The following is a 26,707-nucleotide window of genomic DNA, read 5'->3' on the forward strand; positions in this document are numbered from 1 at the left end:
TAATACACTGTATCTATCTCACGTTTTATAGTTTTTGTATACAATCACACAATCAGTAATAACATTATAAATCTGGGTATGTAATACGCTTTGGTTAAATAAGGTTGGCGTATTTCAACCTGTGTTTTAGCGGCGTAAGTTAACAACCTATTGTGGACATTTTTGTATCGACACGGCATGCAACCATTAAAAACCCTACTTAACAGCAGTTTTGCGCGTAGCGTATTGGCGTTAGTGGGCGGTACTGCAATGGCGCAAGCGCTTAATGTATTGGCATTGCCGTTATTGACGCGGCTTTATTCTCCGGCTGATTTTGGTGTGCTGGCGGTGTTTGTCGCGTTGTTCGGGATGATTTCAATTGTCGCGTGTTTTCGCTATGAGATTGCTATTCCTTTACCAGAACGTGATGAAATTGCCGCTAATCTACTGGCCTTGTCTGTGCTGTGTCTGGGCGGGGTAAGCCTATTGGCAATTGTGCTGGTCACGTTATTTTCTGCCGAAATCGCAACGCTCATGCAAGCGCCTTTATTGGCGCAATACCTGTGGTTATTGCCGATTGCTATTATGGCAACCAGTGGTTACGGGATTTTTCAGTTTTGGGCAACCCGTAAAAAAGCCTTTACTCGCATTGCCCGTACTCGTATAGAACAAGCGCTCTGCGGCGTAAGTACGCAGGCCACTTTGGGCTGGTACGGTTTTGGTGCGTTAGGTTTAATTGTCGGGCACATTGTAACCAATGGTGCAGGTGTTTTAGGCTTAGCAAAACGTGCTTACAACGACGATAAAGCGGTTTTAGCACATGTCAGTTATGCACAGATAAAGTCAGTGGCTTGTGAATATTCGCGCTTTCCTAAGTATTCAGCGTGTGAAGCTTTAGCGAATTCAGCCGGTATTCAAATCCCCATTATTTTAATTGCCAGTTTGGCCACCCATGCCGAAGCCGGTTACCTGATGCTGGCCATGCGTGTTATGCAAGTGCCGATGAGCTTGATTGGTGCATCCATTTCTCAAGTGTATTTTTCGCGTGCGGTAGAGGAGCACAGAAACGGCACATTGGGTGATTTTACTGCCAATGTCATTGGCAAGCTTGCTAAGGTGGGCATTGGGCCGATGATTTTTATCGGCATTGTTTCGCCCACGGTGTTTGGTTTTGTGTTTGGTCTGCACTGGGCAAGAGCCGGTGAACTGGTGGCATGGATGACCCCGTGGTTCGTGTTGCAATTTCTTGCTGCACCTATTTCCATGTCGTTACACGTTACGGCTAATCAGCGCACTGCTTTAGTATTAACGTTGTTTGGGTTAATGCTGCGCGTGTCATTGCTGTACGTGGGTGCTGTACAATTTAACGGATATGCTTCGGAAGGCTATGCGCTGTCCGGTTTTATTTTCTATTGGGTTTGTCTGGGGGTTTTTTGTCGTATTTCTCAGGTGTCGGTACGGCGTTTGTATGACGAGTTAAAGGCCGCCGTACCGATAATAGTAGTAGCGATAGTTTTAGCGCTGTGTTTAAAATACGCGGCGTTATTATGGTTTCTGGTGGATGGCGGGCATTTTTCTATTGCACAGACAGTTATAAGTATTTTTAATAACTTTGAAAAATACTTGCTATCTTTTTATCAGTTATTATTGGCGTTATAAAATAATTACTTATTTGAGGCTGTTGATACGCTTAAGGAGCAACGGAATGTTTAATTTACATAACATAGTTAAAGCTAATCAAGCACTCATCTTGCCGGTGTTGCTAGGCGGTGCAAAATTTTTTTATGATGGAAAATACCTGACAGGTCGGCATTTTGATAATTCATTTATAGGTTTAAGATGGGTTTTACGTGCTATCTGGCGGCAAAAAATACTGGGTTTTAATCGCCATATCCCGTGGCCATGTGGGTATACCGCCTGTATTTCCAACCCAAAAAATATTACTTTTCATCCCGATGATCTGGGTAATTTTCAATCGCCAGGCACATATTTTCAAAATTTTAGTGGCCATATTACCTTAAAGCGCGGTTGCTTTATTGCACCTAACGTTGGCATTATTACTGCCAATCACCGGATTGGGGATCTTAAAACCCACGAACGCGGCAAAGACGTAGTGATTGGTGCAGATTCATGGATAGGCATGAATGCTGTTATTTTGCCAGGTGTTATACTGGGCGATCACACTGTTGTGGGGGCAGGATCTGTGGTCACCAAAAGCTTTCCTGAAGGTAATGTGCTTATTGCCGGCAATCCTGCAAAAATCATCAAAAAACTAAACGATTCAGAAGGCGTATGACGCAGCTTAAGAAAATTTATTATTGCCGATATACTTTATTGGGCAATTATATTTTTGCTAGCGCAGATGCGCCCATACAAGTAGGTGATCACACCATGGTTGCGATATGCGGTGGTTGATCAGTCGTTTGTTGAGGTTATTGCGTGTTAGCGAGTAATCTTGCTAAAGTGGTCAAAGTTATTTGACCGCAACTAAAGTTGCTAGATTTACCCAGACTTATCGTTATATGGGCTATAAAAAAATGCTCGAGGACACAGCTAACGCGTCGAAATAAGCCAAAAAATAACTTAAATTTAATGGGGATGGTTTAAGCGCCTGAAGCTAACAGTTTTAGTAAAAAAATGATTGCTTTCAGAGAAATCAACTTAAAAGCGCGACAAAAATAATAATACTCAACCCAGTTTACATTTTATCCCAGTTTAGTTGATAGCTGATTTCAGCTACTTTTTAAAATAAAACGCAGAACATAAAATGCTCAATATTAATTTATCGATTGGTATTGTTGTTTTGTATGCTAGCTTGGCACATGATAAGTTTTTCTGTGCAAGTTTAAAATTTTTACCTCCCTTGTGGCTTTAAAAAATCTGTCATTCCACCTGCTAAAAAATGAATAAAAAAACCATATTGTTTCTTTCCGCGTTGGATTTTAAAGATAAATCCATACAAGTAATCAGAAAAACCCCTGAAGCCTATGCTGACGCTGGCTGGAATGTACATTATGTCGTTGGCCGTGATGAGTCACGGCATGGCAATTATTTTTATGAAAATATCATTGAATGTGCAGGCGTAAAAGCCTATCGCTTTAAATGGCCATTGCAAGGGCTGCGTGATCGCATTTCTTCGCGCGTGCCTTTATTGCTGCTAACACGGTTAATCAGTTTATTGGTTATATTTAAATTGGCGTGGCACGGCGCTAAAATCTTGCGAACCACAAAAGTTGATGTGGTTTATGGTTATGAAATGCAAGGCGTTTTAGCAATGAATGTGCTAAGGCTGTTAAGGTTGACTCAAGATGCCAAGAAAATATCAAGGTTCCAAGGTGTTTTTTATATAAAAGAAATGCTTAATGCTAAGCAATATCGTCGAATTTTTTTCAATATCGACACATTTCTAGCACTCTGGTTACCCTCTCAACTCTGTATCATGACTAATGATGGTACGCAGGGAGATAAAATATTAACAAAAATTAAATCAAGAAATTTAAGTGCTTTAAAATTTTGGGTAAACGGGGTGGATCGACATACGCCTGAAACTGAGCAAGTGCAACAAATAAAGCATGCGTTGCAATTAGCTGAAGAACCCATTTTTATATCAGTCTCTAGGCTCGTTCCTTGTAAAGGTGTTGATAAAACGATAAAAACACTTTCTATTTTAAAAAATAGCCATAACATAAAAAAATTTAAATGCTTGATTCTAGGTGAGGGACAGGAAAGAAAAAATCTTGAGGATTTGGCTAAACACTTAGGTTTATCGGAGAATATTCTTTTTATGGGTTCGGTTTCAAATTCAGTAGTAAAAAATTATCTTGAGTGTGCGGATTATTTTATCAGTACCTATGATTCATCTAACGTCGGAAATCCACTTCTTGAGGCGATATCTGCTAATAAAATTATATTTACACTTAACAATGGCGATACAGGTGATTGGATAAGTTCTGGCATCAATGGTTTTATTTACGATATAGATGACACTCTTTTAACGGCAATGGCAAAAGATATGTTTAATGTCATTCAGGACAATAAGTTACGTGCAAAACTTATTGAAGGCGTAAAAAATACCGCTGCTACAAAATTATGGTCATGGGATGAGCGATTGAAGGCTGAAATCAATGCCGTTGACAGCTTGTTTATTCAATGAAAAGGCAATTGGATTCACTGGTTAATTTATTTTTGGTCTCTGCGGTGCTCGGATCTGGTTGTGGCTATTCACACATGTACTTGTTTCATATTTGCCTGGTGCTCCTAATCGGCACTTCGGTTATATTATATTTATGTGGTGTACAACAACTTTTTATCAAGCCCAAAATACTTTCGTCATACTTTTTTTTAGTGATGATTTGTTGGTATACATTAGGTTTGATGTGGTCAATTGAACCGTCCTACACGTTGCAGTATCTTGTTTATATCATTCTTGGTGTTGCCATTGTCTATGTCATTGTTGGGCGTGTTGTTTCGGAAGAAAGCTACCAATCGATCTATGATGCACTCAAGTGGGTTTTTTTAGCAGAAGTTGTTATTGCCATTTTGGAAGTTTTTACTCCTTTTAGATTGCCGACCTCGCCATTTTCAGAATATGCGTCCCTATTTGACAGAAAGGCAACGGATTTTGAATTATTTGAAGCAGATACTGTGGCATATTTTAAAAATATGCCAACTGCATTTCATGGCAATCCAAACAACTTGGCGGTAGTGATGGCAACAATTTTACCTTTTTTTCTTTTTTATCCTCGTCTGCTGGTTAAAATACTGGGAACTTCTCTGGTATTGATGATTATTATTATGGCGGGCTCACGCGGGGCTTTTATTGGCGCAGTCTTTGGCATTGTTTTGTATTGGGCGCTCACCGATTTTAGACGCATTTTAGTGTTAGCTGTGTTTGGCATACTGGCCTCTTTTTTATTGGTCGCCAGTATCGATAAACTAAAAAGGTCTGATAATATGCGGGTTGTGGAGTTTGCGTATACGGCTGATGTGTTAATGGATTATGCCAGTAACGACAGTAAAAAAGACGATAATAGTGTGTCAATCAGACAAGGTTTAATAAAAAATGGTCTGGATGCGCTGTACGCTAGCGGTGGACTTGGGGTTGGTGGTGGTGGTAATCAAGCGGTTCAGGAAAGCAAAGGCGGTAATGGTGCTGAAGGTGAAATCTCTGCCATGCATAATTTTTGGATAGAGATACTGGTTGAATCAGGTGTGGGATTTTTCCTGTGCTTTGTTGCATGGTATCTGACAATGTGTTTTAAATTATTTTTTATTTATATAACAACGACATCCGATTTTTTTAAATATCAGGCAGGGGCTTTGTTGGTTTCTTTTGCTATTTTTAGTGTGGCCTGTATTTCGGCAAGTTCTGTTATATACCATTTACCTATGTGGATTATGTTTGGCATGGCATTGGCTTTAATCAATCTTTGGTATAATCCCTATCCAATGGCGTGGTTTGTTGAGAATGAATCTCTGCCACATAAAAACACAATGGAAATAACATAATGCGCGTTTTGCTATTGTCGGCTTCACTGAATCCGCACACCATTAAGTGGGTGCGCTCACTGGCGGCATCGGGTGTTGAGGTGTGTTTGTTTGGTTTAAATGCTTGTCCACCAGATACTTATGCGGACTACCCCAATGTTAAGCTTATTTCATTGGGTATTGACACCCAGATTATACGAACCAAGCACGGCAGTTATCAGAAATTGCGTTATTTACAGGCGCTGCCCATGCTTAAACAAGCCATTAAAGACTTTAAACCCGATATTGTACACGCGCATTTTGCCACCAGTTATGGTTTATTGGGTGCGTTGAGTGGCTTTCATCCCTTGGTATTATCGGTATGGGGCGGTGATGTATTTGATTTTCCTAATGCGTCCTGTTTGCATCGCTGGTTGCTTAAATTTAACTTGCGCCGCGCTGATAAAATTTTATCTACTTCGCATGTCATGGCAGAGGAAACCTGGAAATACACCTCAAAACCTATTGAAATAACGCCGTTTGGTATTGATTTGACCGTTTTTAAAGCTATGCCCGTTACCTCGTTGTTTGCGCCACAGGCTATTGTCATCGGCACGGTAAAAGCCTTAGAAGAAATGTACGGCATTGAGTATTTAATTCGGGCTTTCCATCTAGTGCGTACCCGTTACCCGCAATTACCGTTAAACTTGCTCATTGTTGGCGGTGGCTCATTGGAGCAAAGTCTTAAAGCACTGGCTCATGAATTAGCGTTGGATGATTGTGTGATTTTTACTGGCCGTGTACCGTATGATGACGTACCTAAATATCATAATATGCTCAGTGTTTCGGTGTCGGTGTCTAACCGCGAAAGTTTTGGCGTTGCTATTATAGAAGCCAGTGCTTGCGAAAAACCAGTTGTAGTAAGCAATGTGGGCGGCTTACCCGAAGTTGTTGAAGATGGCGTTACTGGCATTGTGGTAGCGCCGCGAGACGTTGCTGCTACCGCCGCTGCGATAGAGCGTTTGATACTGGATGAAAATTTATCAAAAACGCTAGGGCGTGCAGGACGTGAGCGCGTACAACGTTTATATGACTGGCAGGTGAATGTTTCGCATATGCTAACTATTTATCAAGAATTACTAACGCGCACATGAAAATTATTACTGTTCTTGGCGCTAAACCCCAATTTATTAAGGCCGGCAGTGTCAGTCGTGAGATTGAACGTCAAAAAAGTTTAGGCGCAGATATTCAAGAAATTATTATTCATACAGGGCAACACTACGATGCCAATATGAGTGATGTATTTTTTGAGGAAATGCAGATCCCTAAACCGGACTATTTTCTGGGTATCGGTGGTAATACGCACGGTGCTATGACAGGGCAAATGCTAGAGAAAATTGAAGCGATTTTGCTGCAAGAAAAACCCGACTGGCTGATGATTTACGGTGACACCAATTCCACGCTCGCAGGTGCTTTGGCTGCTGCCAAGCTGCATATCAAAATCGCCCATGTAGAAGCGGGTTTGCGTAGTTTTAATACAAAGATGCCGGAAGAAATTAACCGTATTTTAGCTGACCGCATCAGTACTTTGCTTTTTTGTCCCACGCCTGTCGCGCTAGCAAATCTTGCGGCGGAAGGTGTTCAGCACTGGGGTGCAAAGGTTGTATTATCCGGTGATGTTATGCAAGATGGCGCTCTGTTTTATCATGATTTAGCACAAAAACCAGACCCGCTTACCCAGCTGACTGATTTTGTACTGTGCACCTTACACCGAGCAGAAAATACTGATGATATTAAACGCTTAAGCGGTATTGTCGCCGCATTAAACCAAATCGCCGAAATGCGTCAAATTATTTTACCGTTACACCCAAGAACGCGGCAAAAACTGGCTGAAATGGAAAATATAAAAATATCTTCTAAAATTATTTTACTAAATCCGCTCGGTTATTTAAATATGGTCTATCTTTTAAAGCACTGTGCTTTGGTGATGACAGACAGTGGCGGCTTGCAAAAAGAAGCGTTCTTTTTTCACAAACCTTGCATCACCTTGCGTGACGAAACGGAGTGGGTAGAATTGGTTGAACACGGTTACAATGTGTTAGTGGATGCTGATAAAGAGATTATCCTTAATGCCTATCACAGTGCAAAATTTACAGAGGATTTTAATGTCAATCTTTATGGCGAAGGCAAAGCCAGCGCACGGATTGTTTCGGAGTTAGTTAATTTTTAAAAATACGCGATTAATTGCTATTTGATATTCACGCTTTAAAAGATTTTGCACGTATTTTTAGACAGATGGTTACTATATTTTGAAAATAGTCTTGCTGAGTTTTTATTACACGCCAGATTTGTGCGCAGGGTCATTTCGCGCTGCTGCTTTAATTAATGCCTTACTTGAACAATTACCAGAAAGCGCACATATTGAAGTGATTACCACACTGCCTAATCGCTATAATAGCTTTAGTCATGTCGCGGCTGAGCTTGAAGAATCGCCACGATTGACAGTGCGGCGTATTAAATTACCTAACCATAAAAGTGGCATGGTTGATCAAACCAAGGCTTTTATCACCTTTGCTTATTATGCGCTGCGTGCGGTGCGTGGTAAGGATTATGATCTGGTTTGTGCCACCTCGTCTCGATTAATGACCGCTACGCTGGGTGCGTTGGTGGCGCGCTGTAAAAAAATACCGTTATATCTGGATATCCGAGATATTTTTGTTGATACGCTGCAAGAAATTTTACCTGGAAAAAAAGCCGGGTTCATCGTGGCTTTTTTCGCACGAGTAGAGCGCTGGACAATTGGTTCTGCTCGTAAAGTAAATTTAGTCTCAGAAGGCTTTAAAACCTATTTTGAAGAACGTTACCCTGGTCAGCAATTTTCATATTTCACTAATGGTATTGATCCAGAATTTATAAATATTCCGCAGCATGATACTTGTGTCAGCCAGCATGTCATGCCGTTAACCGTAACGTATGCCGGTAATATGGGCGAAGGTCAGGGTCTACATACCGTGATACCTGAGTTAGCTAAACATTTTGAAGGACGACTTACGTTTCGATTGATTGGCGATGGTGGCCGAAAAAAAATACTGGAACAGCGTTTAATGGCATTGTCTTGCACTAACGTTGAATTACTCGCGCCGATTAAACGTGAACAATTGTTACAAGAATATAACAATGCGGATATTTTGTTTTTACATTTGAGCAATTATGACGCATTTAAAAAAGTGTTACCGTCAAAGTTATTTGAGTATGCCGCAATGGGAAAGCCCATTTGGGCAGGTGTTTCTGGTCATGCAGCAAACTTCGTCCGCCACGAAATAGATAATGCTGTCGTTTTTCATCCAGGTGATGTTACTGAAGCCGCACAGGTATTTGAGACTTTAGTTTTGGGTTATCATAACCGCGCTGATTTTATAAAAAAATTTTCCAGAGTTAGCATTATGCGTAGCATGGCTGCTGATATCGTGAGCTTATTATGAGAGGTTTTAATTGAATGTATTGGTGACAGGTGCGGCAGGTTTTGTTGGTTCAGCTCTGCTTAGCCGTTTTGTAAGTTTACCTGAATTACAGGTGTGCGCTAATATTCGTAATGCCAACCGCGCTTTGACAACTAAGGTGCAGTCGATTTTTGTTGCCGAATTGATGCCAGATACTGATTGGACGACGGCACTTAAAGGCATCGATTGTGTAATACACACCGCAGCGCGGGTGCATGTGATGAACGACACGGTACAAAATCCATTGGCAGCGTTCCGTGCAAGCAATTGTTCTGCAACACTTAATTTGGCGCGGCAGGCGGCTGCATCAGGGGTTAAACGTTTTATTTTTATCAGTTCTATAAAAGTGAACGGTGAAATTACCACAGATGGCAAGCCTTATACAGAGTTGACCGAGCCAGCCCCTGTTGATCCTTATGGTATATCAAAGCATGAAGCCGAAGACGGTTTACGGGCATTAGCCACTGAGACGGGACTAGAGATAGTGATTATCCGTCCGCCTTTAATTTACGGTGCCGGTGTAAAAGGTAATTTCTTTAATTTATTAAACGTGTTAAATAAACGCGTCCCTTTACCGTTAGGTGCTATCCATAACCAGCGAAGTTTTTTGGCGCTAGATAACTTAGTCGACTTTATCGTTACCTGTATTTATCACCCGAACGCAGCTAATCAGCTTTTTTTGGTGGCCGACAATGAGGCGATGTCTACAACGCAATTAATACGTGGTCTTGCTAAAGCGATACATAGGCGTGTGTTTTTATGGCCTGTACCGGCAGTGCTAGTAAAAAAAATCCTAGGTTTATTAGGCCGTGAGCAGATCGCGCAACGTTTATGCGATTCTTTGCAGGTTGATATTAGCAAAGCGCAAACCTTATTGAACTGGACACCGCCGCTCAGTACAACCGAAGGATTATCTCGTCTTGGTAAGTGGTATTTAAATGAAGAGAATATTTGATGTAGCCTTAGCTTTAACGGCAGCATTTGCCTTAATTGTTCCCATTGTTTTAGTGGCATTATGTGTTAGGCTGAGCTCCAAGGGACCTATTGTGTATTGGTCTCATCGTGTGGGCCGTAATAACACCCTTTTTAAAATGCCAAAATTCAGAACTATGCGTATTGACACACCTACGCTAGCCACACATCTGTTGACAAATCCAGAGCAGTTTTTAACACCTGTTGGCTCGTTTTTACGTAGATCGAGTTTGGATGAATTACCGCAGCTGTGGAGTATTCTTAAAGGCGATATGAGTTTTGTAGGGCCACGCCCTGCGTTATTTAATCAAGATGATTTGGTGGCTTTGCGTACCTTGCAAGGTGTCGATAAATTATTGCCTGGCTTAACAGGCTGGGCACAAATTAATGGCCGAGATGAGTTGCCTATTCCTGATAAGGTGAGTTTTGACCAGCAATATTTGCAAAGACGATCATTTGTATTTGATCTTTATATTATCTGGATGACATTTGTAAAAGTTATTCGCAGTGATGGTGTTACGCACTAGTGGTTAATTTGAATGGATGCACTAAAAATAGACTAATATTAGAGCGCTGTAGTACTGGACTGAGCTTTGTGAGCTATTCTCGTTGAAATCAATGAATCGGGTATAATACGGCCAGATAATCAACAAGCATTAGTTCTGACGAATCTAAAACATTAGAGAATATATGGGATCACAATTAGCTCAATGGTTTATAGAGCTTTCACGTAAAACAAAAGTATTCATACTGATTAGTGTTGATCTTTTTTTTACTTTATTTGCACTTTGGTTGGCGTTTTATTTACGTTTTGGCGTTTTATATACGCCCAAAGGTAACGAATGGTATCTCGTTGCAATTGCTCCCATTATTGCCATTCCTATTTTTCTTAAAATAGGACTTTATCGCGCCATTATTCGCTATATGGAAGTGCGTGCCTTGTGGACGATTATTCAAGCAGCAACAGCCTATGCTGTTGTTTTTGGATTTATTTTTCTACAAATTGACATCAGCAGTGTTCCACATACTATTTTTCCTTTAAACTGGCTAATTATTGTTGTATTAATTGCGGGCAGTCGTTTTTTTGCGCGTTGGTGTTTGGGAGAAAGCTATTTTCGTGTCGCTGGCGAAGGCATTGCCATAGTGGATAGCACTAAAAAGAATGTTATTATTTACGGCGCGGGTAGTGCCGGTGTGCAACTGGCTTCAGCACTGGTGTATGGTAATGAGTTCAGACCCGTGGCTTTTATTGATGATGATGCGCTATTGCACAAGCAAAAAGTCAATGGTTTACGCATTTATCCGCTCAGTTCACTCAGTTATCTGATTAAAAGACACAATGTATCCAATATTTTATTAGCCATTCCTTCGGCGCAACGTGCCAGAAAAAGTGAGATCATCCGTTTACTAGAACCTTACGGTGTGCATGTGATGTCAATGCCGGGTTTATCGGATATTGCGCAAGGTAGAGTTACTTTTGACACTTTGCAAGAAGTTGATATTGCTGACTTACTCGGCCGCGATGCAGTTGCGCCGAATAAATCGTTGCTACAGGCCAATATTAATGGCAAAGTAGTCATGATAACCGGCGCAGGTGGCTCTATTGGTTCTGAGCTGTGTAGGCAAATTATTCAATTACAGCCAGCTACTTTAATTCTTTTTGAGTTGTGCGAATTTGCATTGTACGAAATTGAAAAAGAATTAAATTATCTGCTAACAAAAATAAAAGCCTCAACAAACCCAGATATTGAGATTGTCTCCGTACTAGGATCGGTTGTTGATGCGCATCGTATTGAAAAAGTCTGTCGCACTTTTAAAATACAGACCATTTATCATACGGCGGCTTACAAGCACGTACCGATGGTGGAAAAAAATCCTGGTGAAGCGATTTGGAATAATGTCTTTGGCACCTTGCATACGGCACAAGCAGCAATAAAAGCCGATGTTGAGACGTTTGTTTTAATTTCAACGGATAAAGCTGTAAGACCTACTAACACGATGGGTGCGACCAAGCGTTTTGCAGAATTAATTTTGCAGGCGTTAAGTTTAGATGCTGGTGTTAAACATCATACGCGCTTTACAATGGTGCGGTTTGGCAATGTATTGGGCTCATCAGGTTCGGTTGTGCCCTTATTTAGAGAGCAAATTGCCCGTGGTGGCCCTGTTACCGTTACCGACGAACGGGTTATTCGCTACTTTATGACTATTCCTGAAGCCTCTCAGTTAGTAATACAAGCCGGTGCAATGGGTCGCGGTGGTGACGTGTTTGTTTTGGATATGGGTGAACCTATTCGTATCCTTGACTTGGCTAAACGTATGATTCATCTGAGCGGTTTGGAAATAAAAGATGAGCATCATCTTGAAGGTGAAATTGAAATTAGCTTTACCGGTTTAAGGCCCGGTGAAAAGCTTTACGAAGAACTGTTGATTGGTGATAATGTGTCCGAAACCTCTCATAAAAGAATCATGCGTGCAGAAGAGCATGTTATCCCTTGGACCTTACTTCAAAAAATGCTGGCTGCTTTAGAGCAAGGCACCAAAGAAGACGATTTTGAGCTAATTCGATCGATTTTAATGGGTGCTGTGTCTGGCTTTGTCCCTCCCTGTGAAATAGGTGATTTACTCTGGCAAGAAGAAAATAGAATTACCCTACCTGATATTCATTAAAAATAACCGCCTGTCTTGCAAGAACACTGTCGCTTGCGCCTCTAAAATACCATTGCATTATGAGTTTATTGACTGAACAAAATAAGTTCTCTAAAAAATCTGAATTTAACGATACCTCCCAAGCTGATTTAATACGCTTTTCTGATGACCGCCCTATGCAATATTTAGGCTATCTCATTATTTTACTTGTTTTTGTTTTTTTCGGGGGCTGGGCGTATTGGGCTCCCCTAGGCAGTGCGGCATTGGCTCCTGGAACGCTTAAGGTTAAGGGCAGCCATAAAAAAGTCCAGCATTTAGAAGGCGGTATCGTTAAGGCCATTCATGTGCATAATGGTGATATTGTCAGCAAAGGACAAACACTTATAGAACTTGAAGACACGTCTTCTAAAGCGCAGTTGCAAATTTTACGCGGGCAATTTTTTTCTGCTTTAGCGCATGAAGCACGATTAATGGCAGAACGCGACGGCAAAAAAAGCCTAAATTACCCTGCAAGCCTGCGTAATGAAGCGAATGATATTCGTGCGCAAGAAGCCATGCGCATACAAAATCAATCCTTCTTTGTGCGCCAGCAATCACGTCAAGGTCAAAGACAAATTCTTAGTGAACAGCAGCAACAATTAGTCGCTAAGATTGATGGCATTAATTCACAAAAACACAGCCGTAATAGTTTGGCTTACTCTTTAAAGCAAGAGTTGGTTGATATGAATGCCATGTTGGCTAAAGGCTATGTTAAAAAAACCGAGGTCAGTGAGCTGGAGCGTCGCTTGGCCGATGCACAAGGCGATCACGGTGAATTTGATGCCAATATTGCAACTACACAAACACAAATCAGTGAACTTACCCTAAAAGCATTGCAAATTGATAAAGATTTTCAAAGCGAAGTGGTTGAAGAATTGGGTAAAGTTCAGGCAGAACTGTCTGATGTACGGGAAAGAATCGCGTTATTTAGCGACACGGTGACCCGTACAATTATTAAGGCACCTGAAGCCGGTATGGTCATGAATCTTAATATTGATACATTAGGTGCCATTATTGCCCCAGGCTCTCAACCAGGTGGCGGTGAGCCGGGTGAGGGGGGCGGCACTTTGTTAGAAATTGTACCGCAACAAGAAAAGTTGATTGTCGATGCGCATGTGTCGCAGGTTGATATCGATCGGGTACATATTGGCCAAAGCACCGAAATTCGCTTTAGTGCTTTTAAAAGCGCCAAAACACCCAAGGTTGAAGGTCGACTAACTCAGCTTTCCGCCGACGTTATTACTGAAACAAGAACCCAGCAACCGCCGTATTTTAAAGCCACAGTAGAAGTGGATCAGGCGGGATTGGACGAATTGAAAAAACGCGGCTTAATTTTAGTGCCCGGTATGCCAGCAGAAGTATTAATTAATACCGGCGAGCGTACGTTTTTTGAATACCTAGCTCAGCCGCTCAGTAATATATTTGCTCGTTCGTTGATCGAGGATTAGTCGCGTGCGTTATTTATTATATGCAGGGCTATTGGTTTTTAGTGTGCCGGTGTGTGCTGATGATTTGTTATCGTTGTATAAACGCGCGGTATTGGCATCGCCTGAGTTAAGTGGCAGTGAATACGCGGTGGATATGGCGCGTGCCCAAGAAGATCAGGCATTTGGTCAATTGTTACCAGATATTAGAGCTTCAGCTAATTATTCGCTGAATCGCTCTCACATCGAATCAAATAGAAAACAATTAATATTCAACGATCCCTCAACAAACGATACATCAACTTATCCGGGTAAACGCGCCAGCATTAATGTCCGTCAACCGCTGTTTGATGCACAAGCGTATCTATGGATGAAAAGTCGGCAAGCAGAAACCTCACAAAAAGAAGAAGAGCTATTGGCTAGTCATCAACAATTGATAGCCGATCTTGTTGAGCGTTATATTACAGCCCTGGAAGCCAGTGACAAGCGTGAGATTATCTCGATTGAATTGGACTCTACCGAGAAGCAACTTAAACGTGTAGAGAGTTTGCAATCTCGACAACTGGCTTTAATTACCGATCTTTACGAAATACAGGCGCGTACTGAAACACTCAAAACCGATCTTATTGACAGTGACAATGAGGCCAATATTGCTTTAGAAAAATTACGCGAATTAACCGATGATGCCGTTACAAACGTCCAGCCGATTCGGCTAAATTTTAATCAAAAACCGCCTGAACATAATGTAGTAATTTGGGTGGATGATGCGAGAAAATTTAATCCTGAATTGAAGGCATTAAATTATGCGGTTGATTCAGCTAGGCGCAGTATTACCAGCTATCAAGCGGCGCATTTACCGCGTATTGAATTACAGGTAAGCGGTATTTATACTGATACATCTATCAATGGTACCTCATCAAGACCTTATGAAGTGGGTACTTTGGGTATTGAAGCAACTCTGCCACTTTATCAAGGTGGTATTACCAGCGCTAAAGTGAGAGAAGCAAAAGCTCGCAAAGGACTTAGCGAAGCCAGTCGTGAACTAAAGTTGCGTGAATTGGAGCAAAAAATTCGTGCGGCTTATTTGGATATGGCATCATCACCTGCACGCAGCTTAGCAACAGATCGTCAACTGGATGCCAGTGAAAAATCCAGAGATGCCATGATAGAAGGCTACGACCTAGGTGTGGTCACTATTGTTGACTTACTTAATGCTGAAAAACAGCTTTCTGAAGCCCGCAGAGGCCAACGTCAAGCGCGTTATCGCTACATTAAGGCTTACAGTACCTTGTATTATCAGGCCGGACGTTTACTGGCTAATGAAGTCATTAAGTTAAACAGTTGGTTAGTAACCGCATCTGCATCTGAAAAACCGGATGTCTCTCAGGTTATTAATACATCGAGCCAGCCCAGTAAACCTAAGCGTCCTTGATTGCTGCGGCATTCACATGGCCAGTTCGCACTTAGTAAAATACGCAATAGTTACGCGATAAAACTCCTTATTCTGTCAACATCATCAGATTACTGCCGGTGAGGTAAGCTTTTTAACAGGCCGTACGCCCGTTATCTTGACTGTGCAGATTTAGCCGATAGGATTAAATGGCCGCCATCGCGCTATTCGGTTAAAATAACTTGCGTGTTTGATTCTGGCGCTGTGAGTGGCGCGTTAATTCTTTACATTATTATTGAGGCGATGTATGCGAAAAAACCTTCTTACCGTTATCGGTAGCACTGTGCTGCTTCTTGCACACTTAGAGGGTCAGGCTGCGACTGATTTACCCCCTTCTGTCAAAGTGGATGTAGGGCCGTCAGAAGATGTTTGTTCTAACTTTACCGATCCTGAGTGGCGTAAAGAACAAGTCATTGATGGCGTTGCCATACAAGAGTCTAAACTCTGTAACCCTGACAATCCCGCCGATATTGCTGCATTTGTCAAAGGCACCAATAATATCTCGATGGAAACCTTGATGCAGACACAGTTAGCAGCCGATGCTGTGACCATGTCTGATGATGTCGATGGCGATGGCGACCCTGACAAAATTATTATTAAGCTGGAAATTGTCGAGTTAAATGGTCGTTCACCGGATGTTAAATCACCGATTACTACGTTTGATATTGCCCCCGGCATACAGCCAACATTTTGGGTGTTTGCGCCCAAAACCCGCGATATGTCAACGCTCAGTATTTATGAGTCGATTGCTAATCCGTTATTGCGTGTGCCGTCGCCCGTTATTCGTGTTGAGCAAGATGATACCGTTTGGATAGTGTTAGAAAATACTCATTATTTGCCGCATTCCATTCATTTGCACGGTATTGACCATCCATTTATGGATAAAGGTGGCAATGGTAACGACGGTGTGGGGCAAACCAGTAATATGGATACCATGCCTGGGCAAACCAAAACTTACGTGATTAAGCCACGTCAGCCAGGTACGATGTATTATCATTGCCATGTGCAGCCGCATACCCATATTCCGATGGGTTTGCAGGGTATTTTCGTAGTGGAAGAAAATCGGCCTAATAACTGGCCACAAACTTTAAATGTTGGGGCAGGGCAGGTAAGGCATTCGTCGGTTGCGGTCAGTGAAAAATACGCCAAAGAATACGATTTGCACTACCAATCAGCGGATAAAGAGTTACATGAAGTGGTCGCACGTTCTGCTAACGATCCGCGTTTGATTGCTAAGCATATGAACATGGAATACGACAGCACCGAAGCCACCGATGATTATTTTATGCTCAATGGTCGTTCTTTCCCTTATACAATCAGAGAATCATTGATTGAAATGGACAAGGACAAATTGGTTAAGTTACGCGTCCTTAATGGCCACACCGAGAGCTTGGCCTTACATATTCACGGTCATAAACCGACAATCACCCATTATGACGGTGTTGATAACGGGGCGGGCTCTTACATACAGCGTGACGTACACGGCATGGAGCCTGCACAACGTATTGATTTAGAGCTGAGCGGCGTAGATGATGGCCTGCACAGTTTTGGCCAGGGTATCTGGATGTTCCATGACCACGTCGAAAAATCGTTTACCACCAATGGGGTGGGTGAAGGCGGTGATATCAGCTTGGCGGTGTATAAAGAATTTTTGGATGATAAAGGTATCCCCACTTTGCACGGTATGAGTTTAGCGCCATACTTTACTAAAAATTATTGGAGGGCCGGTTATCCGGTTTGGCAAGATTACGATGCTTGGCGCAGTTTAGGCTTACCTGATATTAAGGCCGAATATCAGCCGTCTAAAGTGGCGGTTCAACCGGTTGCTAAAGCCATGCTGGGTTCAACACCTGCGCCGGTAGAAAGCTCTGCATTTAGCAATCTGTTTTTTGGTTTGCTCATGGGTTTATTCAGTTATACCTTGGTTGTTAAAAGACAGGTATTGATTGATCATGCCCGCAAGCTGATTAAAAATCAGCGTTAATAATTGCATTACTGATATACAGCGTTTTCAACTTAGGACAGTTGCAGCCACCGTTCGTGCTGAGCTTGTCGAAGCATGAACGGCACACTTCGACAAGCTCAGTGCGAACGGTTACGCTGTAACTATTGAACTGTGAAAACGCTGTAGTTCGTAAGGTGTATTCGCCGTTAGGCAATACACCAAATTGAACAGGTTGGGGGTTTTAACGTTACCCCAACCTAGTACTCAGTCAATCTTGATATGTCGGGTATATTTTTGACCAGCGTGAGACCTACGAGGTTTTTAAAACCTCGTAGGTCTTTGTAACACCCGACAGAATAAAGTTGACTGACTACTAGTTTAAATTGGTAGCGTTTATTCGGCATAGCCTTAACGCTGCTGCCGCCAACGGTAATACACTTTGCCATCATCACACAACCAACTGGCTTCTTGGTTACCATAAGCACTTTTTTGTAATTGGCAATTGTGCTCGGTTTTAAAATCACTCCAGGTATCATCATCCACAGTGACACCGGTATTTAAGCTAATCAGCTTAATAACCACCATCGCTAATAGTAAAAAAACCAAGATATCAAACACATTTCTGCCTGTTAATGCCGTTATTTTTGTTGATAGCTGTTTTAAACTCATAATTACCACGCGCTTACAGTGTTGGCCAAAGGAATTTGTCAATCATGGATATTCAAACCGCAAAAGACTCGCTTTTATCTTCCCCCGTATTCGTGCTGGATGCAACGGAAATCATCGCTAATTTAACTGTTTTGGCGAAATTACGTGAACAATGTGGTGTAAAAATACTCTACTCCATAAAAGCTTTGCCCTCTTGCGCGGTCTTAGCAATGGCTCAGCCATTTGTGGATGGCTTTTCAGTTAGCTCGTTGTTTGAAGCCCGCTTGGCACACCATGTATTAGGCCGAAAAGGCGAAATTCATTTAACCACGCCGGGCATTAGATCCGATGAAATTGCTGAGTTAGCCGCTATTGTTACCCATATCAACTTTAATTCCCTAACACAGCATGCGCAATTTGTTGATAGCGTTAAAATCAGATCATCCATCGGTTTAAGGGTTAATCCCAAATTGTCTTTTGCAGCGGATACGCGCTTTGATCCTTGTCGACCGCATTCTAAATTAGGTGTGGATATTGATGCTTTGTGGTTATCCAATGTGCTTGATAGAGTGCATGGCTTGCACATTCATACCGTATTTTCAGCACGCGATTTTACGCCGCTCATTAAAATTGTAGAAAAGTTACGTGCTTATATGAGCGATAAACTGGCTAAGCTTAGGTGGATTAACTTGGGCGGTGGTTATCTGTTTTCTGAAATTAGAGATCATCAGCCGTTTATTGATTTGGTTTTAGCATTAAAAAAAGATTTTGATCTTGATGTTTACATCGAACCTGGCAAAGCAGTTGTTGGTAATACCGGCTATTTAATGGCTACTGTGTTAGATAGCTTTGTCAGTGATGGCAAAGCTATTGCAATATTAGATACTTCGGTTAACCATAACCCTGAGGTGTTTGAGTACCAACATCGACCAGCGTTATATGAACACGATGAACAGGGGCAATATTCAATGATTCTGGCCGGTTGTAGCTGTCTTGCAGGCGATGTGTTTGGTGAATACCGTTTTAAAGCGCCTTTAAAAATCGGCGATAAAGTCGTGTTTAAAAATGTCGGTGCTTACAGCTTGATTAAGGCTAATCGCTTTAATGGCTACGCGCTGCCCAGTGTGTATCTGTACAATGGCCAAAATTTTGATAAAATTAAACACGACAGTTATCAAGATTACTATCAACAATGGGCTTGAATAAAGTCTGTGTATACCGCTACTATGGTGCAATTAATTGCCAGTACAAGCTCTCATTGGCTTTTAGCGGCGTAATGGCTATTTCGCCATCCCCGTAACTGGCAGGCACTTGCCACGGCTGTTGTTTTAAGGTGATGGTTGTGGTGTTGCGTGGTAAACGGTAGAAATCTGCGCCATTAAAGCTGGCAAAATTTTCTAATTTATTCAGTGTATTAGCAGCATCAAAGGCTTCGGCATATAATTCGATGGCGGCATGGGCGCTGTAACAGCCCGCACAGCCACAGCTATTTTCTTTTAGATGCGACACATGCGGGGCGCTATCTGTGCCCAAAAAGAATTTTGCATTACCGCTGGTGGCAGCGGCGACTAACGCCAAGCGGTGTTGCTCGCGTTTAATGATCGGCAAACAATAATAATGTGGCCGTATGCCGCCTGCTAACATGGCGTTGCGGTTAAACAATAAATGCTGCGGGGTAATAGTGGCGGCAATTTTATCGGATGATGCCTGCACAAATTCGATGGCTTCTTGTGTGGTGGCATGTTCAAACACAATGCGCAGATTAGGGAAGTTTTTTACCACATCCACTAAATACGTCTCAATAAATACTTTTTCCCGATCAAAAATATCGCATTCTGCATCAGTGACTTCACCGTGCAGCAGTAATGGCACATCGTATTTTTCCAGCGCTTCCAGCAGTGGGTAAATGGCTTTTACATTGGCAACACCGGCATCAGAATTGGTGGTTGCGCCTGCCGGATACAGTTTAAACGCATGGACATATTCAGATTCTGCCACCCGTTGGATTTCTTCCGGTGTTGTGGCGGCGGTTAAATACAAAGTCATCAACGGCGAAAAATTTAATCCATGAGGCACGGCTTGCAAGATTTCATCCCGATAAACCAAGGCTTGTGCGACAGTGGTTACGGGTGGCTTAAGGTTAGGCATAATAATCGCCCGTGCGAATTGCTTGGCGGTATGTGCGATAACAGTCTTTAAGATTGCGCCGTTTCTGACGTGTACATGCCAGTCATCAGGCTGGGTTATGGTTAATGTTTTCATGATTAGCGTTTAAGTCTGTAAAATAGCACCTATTATTATAGAAGCGACTTGAAAAACCAACTACCGCCCGCTATATCTGTTCACTTTAGGAGTCATCAATGCCAATTTACGAATACCAATGCCAATCTTGTGGGCATGCGTATGAAGCTTTACAAAAACTCAGTGCCGAACCGTTAACACAATGTCCTGTGTGCAATAAGCCTGATTTGCTTAAGAAAATATCAGCAGCAGGGTTTAGGTTAAAGGGTGCTGGCTGGTATGAAACTGATTTTAAAAGCGGGACAAAAAAGAATGTTGCAGGAGAGGGTGGTGCGCCCAGTGTATCGGCTAAAGTCAGCGAATAATCATCTCAGCTTGCCAATCAGTTAAAAAATCAGCTTTCAGTATTTGCCCAAACGCAGTTTGCAAACCATCATTAATCATTTTAGTTACCATAAACATAGGGAAAAAACACCATGCGTACCCACAAGTGCGGAGAACTTAATAAACAGCAGCTAGGAGCAACCGTTGACATTTGCGGTTGGGTACACAGACGACGTGATCACGGCGGCGTTATTTTTATCGATTTAAGAGATCGCGCTGGCTTGGTGCAAGTGGTGGTTGATCCTGACGTTGCTGACACCTTTACCATTGCCGAGCATGTGCGCAGTGAATACGTATTGAAGATCAGTGGTATCGTGCGCGATCGTCCCGCCGGTACGACTAATCCTAATATGAATTCCGGTGAGATTGAATTGCTGGCCAAGCACATCGAAGTGCTGAACGAGTCGGAAACCCCGCCATTCCCGATAGAAAGCGACATTGAAGTCAACGAAGAACTGCGTTTGCGCTACCGTTATATTGATCTGCGCCGTACCGCCATGCAGGAAAAAATGAAGGTGCGCCGCGATGTCACCCGCATCTTGCGTAACTTCTTGGATGACAATGAGTTCTTCGAGATTGAAACCCCGTATTTGACCAAAGCCACACCAGAAGGCGCACGCGATTATATTGTGCCCAGCCGTACTCACGAAAATTCATTTTTTGCGTTGCCGCAATCACCGCAGTTGTACAAACAAATGCTGATGATTGCCGGTATGGATCGCTATTATCAAGTGGTACGCTGCTTCCGTGATGAAGACTTGCGTGCTGACCGCCAGCCTGAATTTACCCAACTGGATATCGAAACCTCGTTTATGAATGAGGACGAAATCATGGTCATCATGGAAGAAATGATTCGCCAGTTGTTTGCTAAAGTGATTAACGTGGAATTGGATGCCAAATTCCCACGCATGAGCTACCAGGAAGCCATTTCGCGCTACGGTATTGATCGCCCTGATTTACGGATTCCGCTGGAATTGGTCGATATTGCCGACGACATGAAAGACGTGGATTTCAAGGTGTTTTCAGCGCCTGCGAATGATCCAAAAGGCCGTGTTGCTGCCATGCGCGTACCCAACGGCGGCGAGTTGTTAAGCCGCAAAGACATTGATGATTTGACCAAATTCGTCAGCATTTACGGTGCGCGCGGTTTGGCGTATATTAAAGTCAACGATTTGGCGGCAGGCATTGACGGCTTGCAATCACCGATTGTTAAATTTGCCTCCGCTGACGTGTGGGCGAGTGTCATGGCCAAAACCGGCGCACAAGATGGCGATTTGATCTTCTTTGGTGCGGACAAAGCCAGCATCGTCAACGAAGCGATGGGCGCGCTGCGGGTTAAATTAGGCCACGACCTTAAATTGTTGCAAGGCGAATGGAAACCGGTGTGGGTGGTGGATTTCCCGATGTTTGACTGGGATGAAAAATCAGGCCGCTTTAACGCGATTCATCATCCGTTTACCGCGCCTAGCTGTTCGGTTGAAGACTTGGTGGCGAATCCAGGTACAGCATTATCACGCGCGTATGATTTGGTGTTGAACGGTACGGAAGTTGGCGGTGGCTCGATTCGTATCAACCGTACTGCTATGCAACAAACCGTGTTTGAAATTTTGGGTATTGGCGAAGAAGAAGCCAGAGAAAAATTTGGCTTCTTGCTGGATGCCTTAAAATACGGCGCACCGCCGCACGGTGGTTTGGCGTTTGGATTAGATCGTTTGGTGATGTTGATGACCGGTTCTACGTCAATCCGTGATGTGATCGCTTTCCCAAAAACACAATCAGCGGCGTGTCCGTTGGTGAGTGCGCCTGCGGTGGTGACGGATGAACAGTTGAAAGAGCTGGGTATACGTTTAATTAAACCGGCAGGTAAGGAAAAAACGCCGCAAACCAAATAGCGAAACACGGGTGAGGCAAGATTATCACGGATTTTATGTCGATTTATCTGTGATAATCTGTGTTTATAAATAGGCTTGAAATACCTAGTACTTAGTCATTTTTACTTTGTCGAGTACTATAAAATACTCCGTTCGTCCTGAGCTTGTCGAAGGACTTGTGGTTCATGGTTCGACAAGCTCACCACGAACGGTTTTTTAAAATTCACACTCGCCAAAATAAAATTGACTGAGTACTAGAATAAGTACGGTTAAAACACTATAGATACTGGTATTTCAACGCGTTGGTCGTGTTGGATTGCCAAACAGCAGGCAGCTCAAGTTAGTGTGTCCAGCATGGGCTAAAACTTGTCATCTGAATCCGAGGTTGGTGGAACTACTTCAGTATCTGCCAACAACGGCGATGTTGCATACTGTGTTGAACAATGCACATCTTCGGCGCTGGGGTTTGTTTGTACCGTCAGATTTTGCGACGCTTTGAGTCGTTGGGTTCAACCGCCGGATGCGGAAAACCGCATGTCCTGTCCTGTGGCGTGGGAGGGATAACGGGTGCAATCCCGTTATCTCCACCCGATCGATTAATACACCTTACACGTTCTGCACTGGTTGAAGGCGATTATTGGAATGTCTCGTGAGGTCGCGTCGAGTAGAGCCAGGCCAGACCATCGTGAAGTTGCTGCTCCGTACGATTGCCGAAGTAGCGGGCACGTAAACCGGCCATCAAGCCGCTGACCTGACAGAGTTCAATCATCTGCCTCGCTGAGAATTGCACCCGCGCCGTGCGGTAATAACGACTGGCTGCGTAGGCCGCAAACGCGGAGGGGATGTCGTCGGGTTCGGCACGCACCGCGCTGACCAGTCGCACGACATCTTCCAGCGCCTGGCTCGCGCCTTGAGCCATGTATTGCAGCATGGGATGCGCGGCATCGCCAATTAGCGCCACTGACCCCCTGGCCCAGCCGCTTACGGGATCTCGGTCAGTGACCATCCAGCGGCGTTCGGTGGTGAGCAGGGCTAACATGCGCTGCACCTCGGGACGAAAGTTTGCATAGGGTGTCATTAGGTCGTCGCGTGTACCTGCGATATCCTCCGGATTCAGTTCTTTGCCAGCCTTGAACGTTGCGACGAGATTAAAGAGTTCCCCTGTGCGCAGCGGGTAATGCACGAAGTCGGCATCGGGGCCTGTCCACATGATGACATCGGGCGACCACAGTTCATCGGGAAGCGCCGTACGCGGGATAACACCACGGTAGACGATGTAGCGCGGTGGCAGAGGAGCCCCATCGTTGATGAGACTTTGGCGTATCGCCGATCGCAAACCATCGGCACCAATCAGGATGTCGCCGTGCAACTCACGTCCATCGGCAAGATGCAGGGTCACGTCCGTACCTTCACTGAATCCGATGGCACGGGTGCCGGTCTCAAGCTGGATCAGTGGGTTTTTCTTGCAGGCATCCAGCAGCACGGCGAGCAAGTCTGCGCGGTGGATTACCATATAGGGATCATCGAAACGCTTGAGAAAACCGTCACCCAGCGGAATGCGTACAATGTCGGTCGCGGTGAAGGCATCACGCATCACTAACGCAGTGGGACTCCAGGCAAACGGGCGGATACGACCCATGAGGCCAAGCGCCGCAAGGGCACGGATTCCGTTAGGTGCAATCTGTATACCGGCACCAACCTCGCGGAAATCGTCGGCTTGCTCGAGTATGGTAACTCGGAAGCCAAGTTCCGCGAGGGCTCCGCCCACCGCCAGGCCGCCGATACCACCCCCTGCGATCAAAACCTTTCTATGCCTACCGATATTCCGTTCCATAACTGTATTTCCAATGTTTTAGTGTGCCTACTCCTGACTATAAGAATTAAATTTCTAATCAATACTTAGGAACGCGCACGAAATAACTTGAGCAAGTTCATGCTTCGACAGGCTCAGCACGAACGGTGGTGGCGTTTAAGTTGTTCAAGTTATTTCATGCACGTTCCTTAACAATACTTAAGCCTTTTTATAAATTACTCAAATTTACTTACTTGTTGATAGTAGTTTTGCGTCACTACAATGGTAGGCAAGATATAGTTAGCTGTTCAAAAATTCAATATTTCTCTTGTTAAGAAAAGTTAAGTTTTGCGCCAATTGTGTTCGGTGATAATTACGTATTGTCCGATCCACGATAAGTTACAAAATCCCTTTGGTTCATTTCACACATTTGCGTAAACAGTTTCCAGTGCTTCTATTATCGAATTAATGTATTTTAAAATCATAGTTTTATACGATTTTACAGTGCCTAAAAATATGTGGCTATTAGTAATTATTGACAATTATTGATAATTATTAGCATTTATTGATAATTATTAACATTTGTTGTCAATTATTAACAATTATTAACATTATTCTGCTAGAAATACCAATATTCTATAGGCATAATCTTGTTGCCGCACAGTTCAATATATTGAACTGTTACAGGGTTTTATAATGCGCTACGTCAAATCTTAAAAAACGTTTGAGATGGTAGTGCGGTTTAAGTTTCTGATTTTGTAATACTTTAAGTTCTTGTAGGAAATATACGATGAATCATGTAGTGAGCGCTAAATTTGTTGAAGATTCAGAAAGCCTGTTGCAACGAGCTCGTGGCAGCGTGGCTGCTGGCGATAGCAGTACCATGCGCGTTCTTGACTATCACCTTCCATTAATGATCGAACGTGCAGAGGGTGCTCATGTTTGGGATGTAAGTGGAAAGCGGCTTATTGACATGAACATGGGATATGGTAAGGGATATTGCACATACAATTGATTGGCAATCCTGTTAGATGAATATTTATACCATAAATTAAAGTTGAATTTATTATGCCAATATCTGTTGCTAGTGTTCCTGAAATATATGGACGTTTTGATGAAATATGCATTTTTATTCATGCTGTTACATCAGTAGGTGAAATATCCGGCGTAAATTTAAATGATAAGGCCGCCGCACGAGCAATGCTGCTGATGAGGCCAAAAGATATAATCGTAGTGTCGTCTCCCATTGAAAATGCCTGTCTCAATTATTTCAACACGCTCGGATTAACGATTGATCCACAAAGAATTGTTGTAGTGCCGGTAGCGTCTGATGTCCCACTGACTGAAGGTCTTGTTCTTGATGCTTCTGCGCTTGATCGTATCAAGGCTCTTGTAGGCAATGAACCTGTGGTTATAGACCCATTTATGGCGGGTAAAAATGAAATAAACTTGGTGGTGCAGCTTAAAAAATTATTGGGAAATCGCGTTGCTTATATTGGTGCTAATTTGTCTGTTGCTCAACGGGTAAACCGCAAAGATATTGCTCGACAACTTGCAATTGAATCCAATGTTCCGGTAGCACCGGGTGAGTTAATAAGCAATATTCTAACAAGCAATGGCGATAATTTAACGAAAGAGAAATTAAGAGAAGCCGTCCAGCGACAGATGGGCATGACTGGAAATGTTGTTGTTAAAGGTGTTGTCGGTGCTTCAGGCTCAGCAACTTTCGTTATTAAAAAAGGGATGTGTCTTGATGGCGCTTTACAAAAAATCCTGGATCGTCGTGATAATACGGAATACTTAGTTGAGCCACTTTTCAAAATCAGCGTTGCGCCAAACGTTACTGTGTGGATTGATCCTGATGACGGGGCGGTTTTGCTGGCTAATAGCACTGACCAGCGCCTTGATGAGAACCTTATTTTTGCAGGCAGTATCTTTCCCTCTTCCGCTAGAACCCATAGAGAAATAGTGGGGGCGGCAACAAGGCTCGCGAAACGTTTATACCAGATGGGGGTATCAGGTTGGGCTGGATTTGACTTTGTTGAGTATCATGACGCTTTAACGGGTGAATACCGTTTTTTCTTTTCCGAGATTAATGCGCGTTATAACGGCGGCCTTTATGCAAAAGCCCTTTTTGATGTTATAAAATCAAGGCAGCGGCAGTATAACCGGCCTATTCCAGAGGCTTATGTTACACAAAATATTGCTATATCACCCGCAACGTTTTATGAACTACAAACGGCCTACAGTGAGTTATTATTTGACCTGGAAACAGGCTATGGTGTCATCGGGTGTGATTAAAAGTGCGGGGATTCTGTAGAATACCGTTATTTGTTTTGACAAAACCTAT

Annotated in this window: 21 protein-coding genes; 18 read left to right on the forward strand and 3 right to left on the reverse strand. The window is 43.1% G+C overall.

All coding sequences use genetic code 11. The annotated features are described in order from the left end of the window. Positions 1 to 177: 177 nt before the first annotated feature. The 13 genes from CRENPOLYSF2_RS10250 to CRENPOLYSF2_RS10310 all read left to right on the forward strand — a co-directional run bounded on the left by CRENPOLYSF2_RS10250 (position 178) and on the right by CRENPOLYSF2_RS10310 (position 17,460). Complete coding sequence (locus CRENPOLYSF2_RS10250) at positions 178 to 1,638, forward strand: lipopolysaccharide biosynthesis protein (RefSeq protein WP_087143847.1); 1,461 nt, start codon at positions 178 to 180, stop codon at positions 1,636 to 1,638. A 46-nt stretch (positions 1,639 to 1,684) separates the two neighbouring features. Beyond that, entirely contained in the window at positions 1,685 to 2,275 is a 591-nt protein-coding gene (locus tag CRENPOLYSF2_RS10255; RefSeq protein ID WP_087143848.1) for an acyltransferase, read from the forward strand. A 606-nt stretch (positions 2,276 to 2,881) separates the two neighbouring features. Then, the gene (locus CRENPOLYSF2_RS10260; protein ID WP_087143849.1) at positions 2,882 to 4,132 is read left to right on the forward strand and encodes a glycosyltransferase; all 1,251 of its coding nucleotides are present in this window, start codon (positions 2,882 to 2,884) and stop codon (positions 4,130 to 4,132) included. A gap of 221 nt (positions 4,133 to 4,353) precedes the next feature. Next, positions 4,354 to 5,487 carry an O-antigen ligase family protein gene (locus CRENPOLYSF2_RS10265; RefSeq protein WP_176371094.1) on the forward strand — a complete coding sequence of 378 codons (1,134 nt, stop codon included), beginning with the start codon at positions 4,354 to 4,356 and terminating at the stop codon, positions 5,485 to 5,487. Beyond that, a complete protein-coding gene (locus CRENPOLYSF2_RS10270; protein ID WP_087143851.1) occupies positions 5,487 to 6,599 on the forward strand; it encodes a glycosyltransferase in 1,113 nt (370 codons plus the stop codon). The genes CRENPOLYSF2_RS10265 and CRENPOLYSF2_RS10270 overlap by 1 nt, the downstream gene beginning before the upstream one ends. Continuing rightward, entirely contained in the window at positions 6,596 to 7,675 is a 1,080-nt protein-coding gene (gene wecB, locus CRENPOLYSF2_RS10275; RefSeq protein WP_087143852.1) for a non-hydrolyzing UDP-N-acetylglucosamine 2-epimerase, read from the forward strand. Before CRENPOLYSF2_RS10270 ends, wecB begins: the two co-directional genes overlap by 4 nt. A 79-nt stretch (positions 7,676 to 7,754) precedes the next feature. After that, positions 7,755 to 8,927, forward strand: coding sequence for a glycosyltransferase family 4 protein (locus CRENPOLYSF2_RS10280; RefSeq protein ID WP_087143853.1), 1,173 nt, complete (start codon positions 7,755 to 7,757; stop codon positions 8,925 to 8,927). A gap of 10 nt (positions 8,928 to 8,937) precedes the next feature. After that, positions 8,938 to 9,900, forward strand: a complete 963-nt coding sequence (locus CRENPOLYSF2_RS10285) for a UDP-glucose 4-epimerase family protein (RefSeq protein WP_087143854.1) — start codon at positions 8,938 to 8,940, stop codon at positions 9,898 to 9,900. Then, positions 9,884 to 10,444, forward strand: a complete 561-nt coding sequence (locus CRENPOLYSF2_RS10290) for a sugar transferase (protein ID WP_087143855.1) — start codon at positions 9,884 to 9,886, stop codon at positions 10,442 to 10,444. Before CRENPOLYSF2_RS10285 ends, CRENPOLYSF2_RS10290 begins: the two co-directional genes overlap by 17 nt. Before the next feature lie 163 nt (positions 10,445 to 10,607). Then, positions 10,608 to 12,584 (forward strand): polysaccharide biosynthesis protein, encoded by a 1,977-nt coding sequence (locus CRENPOLYSF2_RS10295; RefSeq protein WP_087143856.1) that lies wholly within the window; start codon positions 10,608 to 10,610, stop codon positions 12,582 to 12,584. 59 nt (positions 12,585 to 12,643) lie between these two features. After that, complete coding sequence (locus CRENPOLYSF2_RS10300) at positions 12,644 to 14,050, forward strand: HlyD family type I secretion periplasmic adaptor subunit (protein WP_087143857.1); 1,407 nt, start codon at positions 12,644 to 12,646, stop codon at positions 14,048 to 14,050. 4 nt (positions 14,051 to 14,054) lie between these two features. Beyond that, the gene (locus tag CRENPOLYSF2_RS10305; RefSeq protein ID WP_176371095.1) at positions 14,055 to 15,458 is read left to right on the forward strand and encodes a TolC family outer membrane protein; all 1,404 of its coding nucleotides are present in this window, start codon (positions 14,055 to 14,057) and stop codon (positions 15,456 to 15,458) included. Between the two features lie 265 nt (positions 15,459 to 15,723). Then, positions 15,724 to 17,460 (forward strand): multicopper oxidase domain-containing protein, encoded by a 1,737-nt coding sequence (locus CRENPOLYSF2_RS10310; RefSeq protein ID WP_087143859.1) that lies wholly within the window; start codon positions 15,724 to 15,726, stop codon positions 17,458 to 17,460. 369 nt (positions 17,461 to 17,829) lie between these two features. Here CRENPOLYSF2_RS10310 and CRENPOLYSF2_RS10315 read toward each other — a convergent pair whose 3' ends face one another. Beyond that, positions 17,830 to 18,090 carry a hypothetical protein gene (locus tag CRENPOLYSF2_RS10315; protein ID WP_087143860.1) on the reverse strand — a complete coding sequence of 87 codons (261 nt, stop codon included), beginning with the start codon at positions 18,088 to 18,090 and terminating at the stop codon, positions 17,830 to 17,832. Positions 18,091 to 18,134: 44 nt separating this feature from the next. Here CRENPOLYSF2_RS10315 and CRENPOLYSF2_RS10320 point away from each other — a divergent pair, with 44 nt between their 5' ends. Continuing rightward, positions 18,135 to 19,271 (forward strand): type III PLP-dependent enzyme domain-containing protein, encoded by a 1,137-nt coding sequence (locus CRENPOLYSF2_RS10320; RefSeq protein WP_087143861.1) that lies wholly within the window; start codon positions 18,135 to 18,137, stop codon positions 19,269 to 19,271. A gap of 22 nt (positions 19,272 to 19,293) precedes the next feature. On the opposite strand, the gene pyrC is transcribed toward CRENPOLYSF2_RS10320, so the two are convergent. Next, the gene (gene pyrC / locus CRENPOLYSF2_RS10325; RefSeq protein WP_087143862.1) at positions 19,294 to 20,331 is read right to left on the reverse strand and encodes a dihydroorotase; all 1,038 of its coding nucleotides are present in this window, start codon (positions 20,329 to 20,331) and stop codon (positions 19,294 to 19,296) included. Between the two features lie 98 nt (positions 20,332 to 20,429). Here pyrC and CRENPOLYSF2_RS10330 point away from each other — a divergent pair, with 98 nt between their 5' ends. After that, a complete protein-coding gene (locus tag CRENPOLYSF2_RS10330; protein WP_087143863.1) occupies positions 20,430 to 20,675 on the forward strand; it encodes an FmdB family zinc ribbon protein in 246 nt (81 codons plus the stop codon). A 111-nt stretch (positions 20,676 to 20,786) separates the two neighbouring features. Next, positions 20,787 to 22,586 (forward strand): aspartate--tRNA ligase, encoded by a 1,800-nt coding sequence (aspS, locus tag CRENPOLYSF2_RS10335; protein WP_087143864.1) that lies wholly within the window; start codon positions 20,787 to 20,789, stop codon positions 22,584 to 22,586. A gap of 613 nt (positions 22,587 to 23,199) precedes the next feature. Here aspS and CRENPOLYSF2_RS10340 read toward each other — a convergent pair. Continuing rightward, positions 23,200 to 24,399 (reverse strand): FAD-dependent monooxygenase, encoded by a 1,200-nt coding sequence (locus CRENPOLYSF2_RS10340; protein WP_087143865.1) that lies wholly within the window; start codon positions 24,397 to 24,399, stop codon positions 23,200 to 23,202. A gap of 748 nt (positions 24,400 to 25,147) precedes the next feature. On the opposite strand from CRENPOLYSF2_RS10340, the gene CRENPOLYSF2_RS10345 reads away from it, so the two are divergent. Together CRENPOLYSF2_RS10345 and CRENPOLYSF2_RS10350 are read left to right on the forward strand one after the other, a co-directional pair. After that, positions 25,148 to 25,372, forward strand: a complete 225-nt coding sequence (locus tag CRENPOLYSF2_RS10345; protein ID WP_087143866.1) for a hypothetical protein — start codon at positions 25,148 to 25,150, stop codon at positions 25,370 to 25,372. A gap of 53 nt (positions 25,373 to 25,425) precedes the next feature. Beyond that, positions 25,426 to 26,658, forward strand: a complete 1,233-nt coding sequence (locus tag CRENPOLYSF2_RS10350) for a preATP grasp domain-containing protein (RefSeq protein ID WP_087143867.1) — start codon at positions 25,426 to 25,428, stop codon at positions 26,656 to 26,658. Positions 26,659 to 26,707 lie beyond the last annotated feature (49 nt).

Origin of the sequence: Crenothrix polyspora (assembly GCF_900163755.1) — a bacterium.
Classification (GTDB): Bacteria; Pseudomonadota; Gammaproteobacteria; order Methylococcales; family Methylomonadaceae; genus Crenothrix; species Crenothrix polyspora.

Excerpts from the sequence above, each read along its gene's own strand:
- CRENPOLYSF2_RS10250 (WP_087143847.1), top strand. The coding sequence starts at position 178 with ATGCAACCATTAAAAACCCTACTTAACAGCAGTTTTGCGCGTAGCGTA.
- CRENPOLYSF2_RS10255 (WP_087143848.1), top strand. The coding sequence starts at position 1,685 with ATGTTTAATTTACATAACATAGTTAAAGCTAATCAAGCACTCATCTTG.
- CRENPOLYSF2_RS10260 (WP_087143849.1), top strand. The coding sequence starts at position 2,882 with ATGAATAAAAAAACCATATTGTTTCTTTCCGCGTTGGATTTTAAAGAT.
- CRENPOLYSF2_RS10265 (WP_176371094.1), top strand. The coding sequence starts at position 4,354 with ATGTGGTCAATTGAACCGTCCTACACGTTGCAGTATCTTGTTTATATC.
- CRENPOLYSF2_RS10270 (WP_087143851.1), top strand. The coding sequence starts at position 5,487 with ATGCGCGTTTTGCTATTGTCGGCTTCACTGAATCCGCACACCATTAAG.
- wecB (WP_087143852.1), top strand. The coding sequence starts at position 6,596 with ATGAAAATTATTACTGTTCTTGGCGCTAAACCCCAATTTATTAAGGCC.
- CRENPOLYSF2_RS10290 (WP_087143855.1), top strand. The coding sequence starts at position 9,884 with ATGAAGAGAATATTTGATGTAGCCTTAGCTTTAACGGCAGCATTTGCC.
- CRENPOLYSF2_RS10295 (WP_087143856.1), top strand. The coding sequence starts at position 10,608 with ATGGGATCACAATTAGCTCAATGGTTTATAGAGCTTTCACGTAAAACA.
- CRENPOLYSF2_RS10300 (WP_087143857.1), top strand. The coding sequence starts at position 12,644 with ATGAGTTTATTGACTGAACAAAATAAGTTCTCTAAAAAATCTGAATTT.
- CRENPOLYSF2_RS10310 (WP_087143859.1), top strand. The coding sequence starts at position 15,724 with ATGCGAAAAAACCTTCTTACCGTTATCGGTAGCACTGTGCTGCTTCTT.
- CRENPOLYSF2_RS10315 (WP_087143860.1), bottom strand. The coding sequence starts at position 18,090 with ATGAGTTTAAAACAGCTATCAACAAAAATAACGGCATTAACAGGCAGA.
- CRENPOLYSF2_RS10320 (WP_087143861.1), top strand. The coding sequence starts at position 18,135 with ATGGATATTCAAACCGCAAAAGACTCGCTTTTATCTTCCCCCGTATTC.
- pyrC (WP_087143862.1), bottom strand. The coding sequence starts at position 20,331 with ATGAAAACATTAACCATAACCCAGCCTGATGACTGGCATGTACACGTC.
- CRENPOLYSF2_RS10330 (WP_087143863.1), top strand. The coding sequence starts at position 20,430 with ATGCCAATTTACGAATACCAATGCCAATCTTGTGGGCATGCGTATGAA.
- aspS (WP_087143864.1), top strand. The coding sequence starts at position 20,787 with ATGCGTACCCACAAGTGCGGAGAACTTAATAAACAGCAGCTAGGAGCA.
- CRENPOLYSF2_RS10340 (WP_087143865.1), bottom strand. The coding sequence starts at position 24,399 with ATGGAACGGAATATCGGTAGGCATAGAAAGGTTTTGATCGCAGGGGGT.
- CRENPOLYSF2_RS10345 (WP_087143866.1), top strand. The coding sequence starts at position 25,148 with ATGAATCATGTAGTGAGCGCTAAATTTGTTGAAGATTCAGAAAGCCTG.
- CRENPOLYSF2_RS10350 (WP_087143867.1), top strand. The coding sequence starts at position 25,426 with ATGCCAATATCTGTTGCTAGTGTTCCTGAAATATATGGACGTTTTGAT.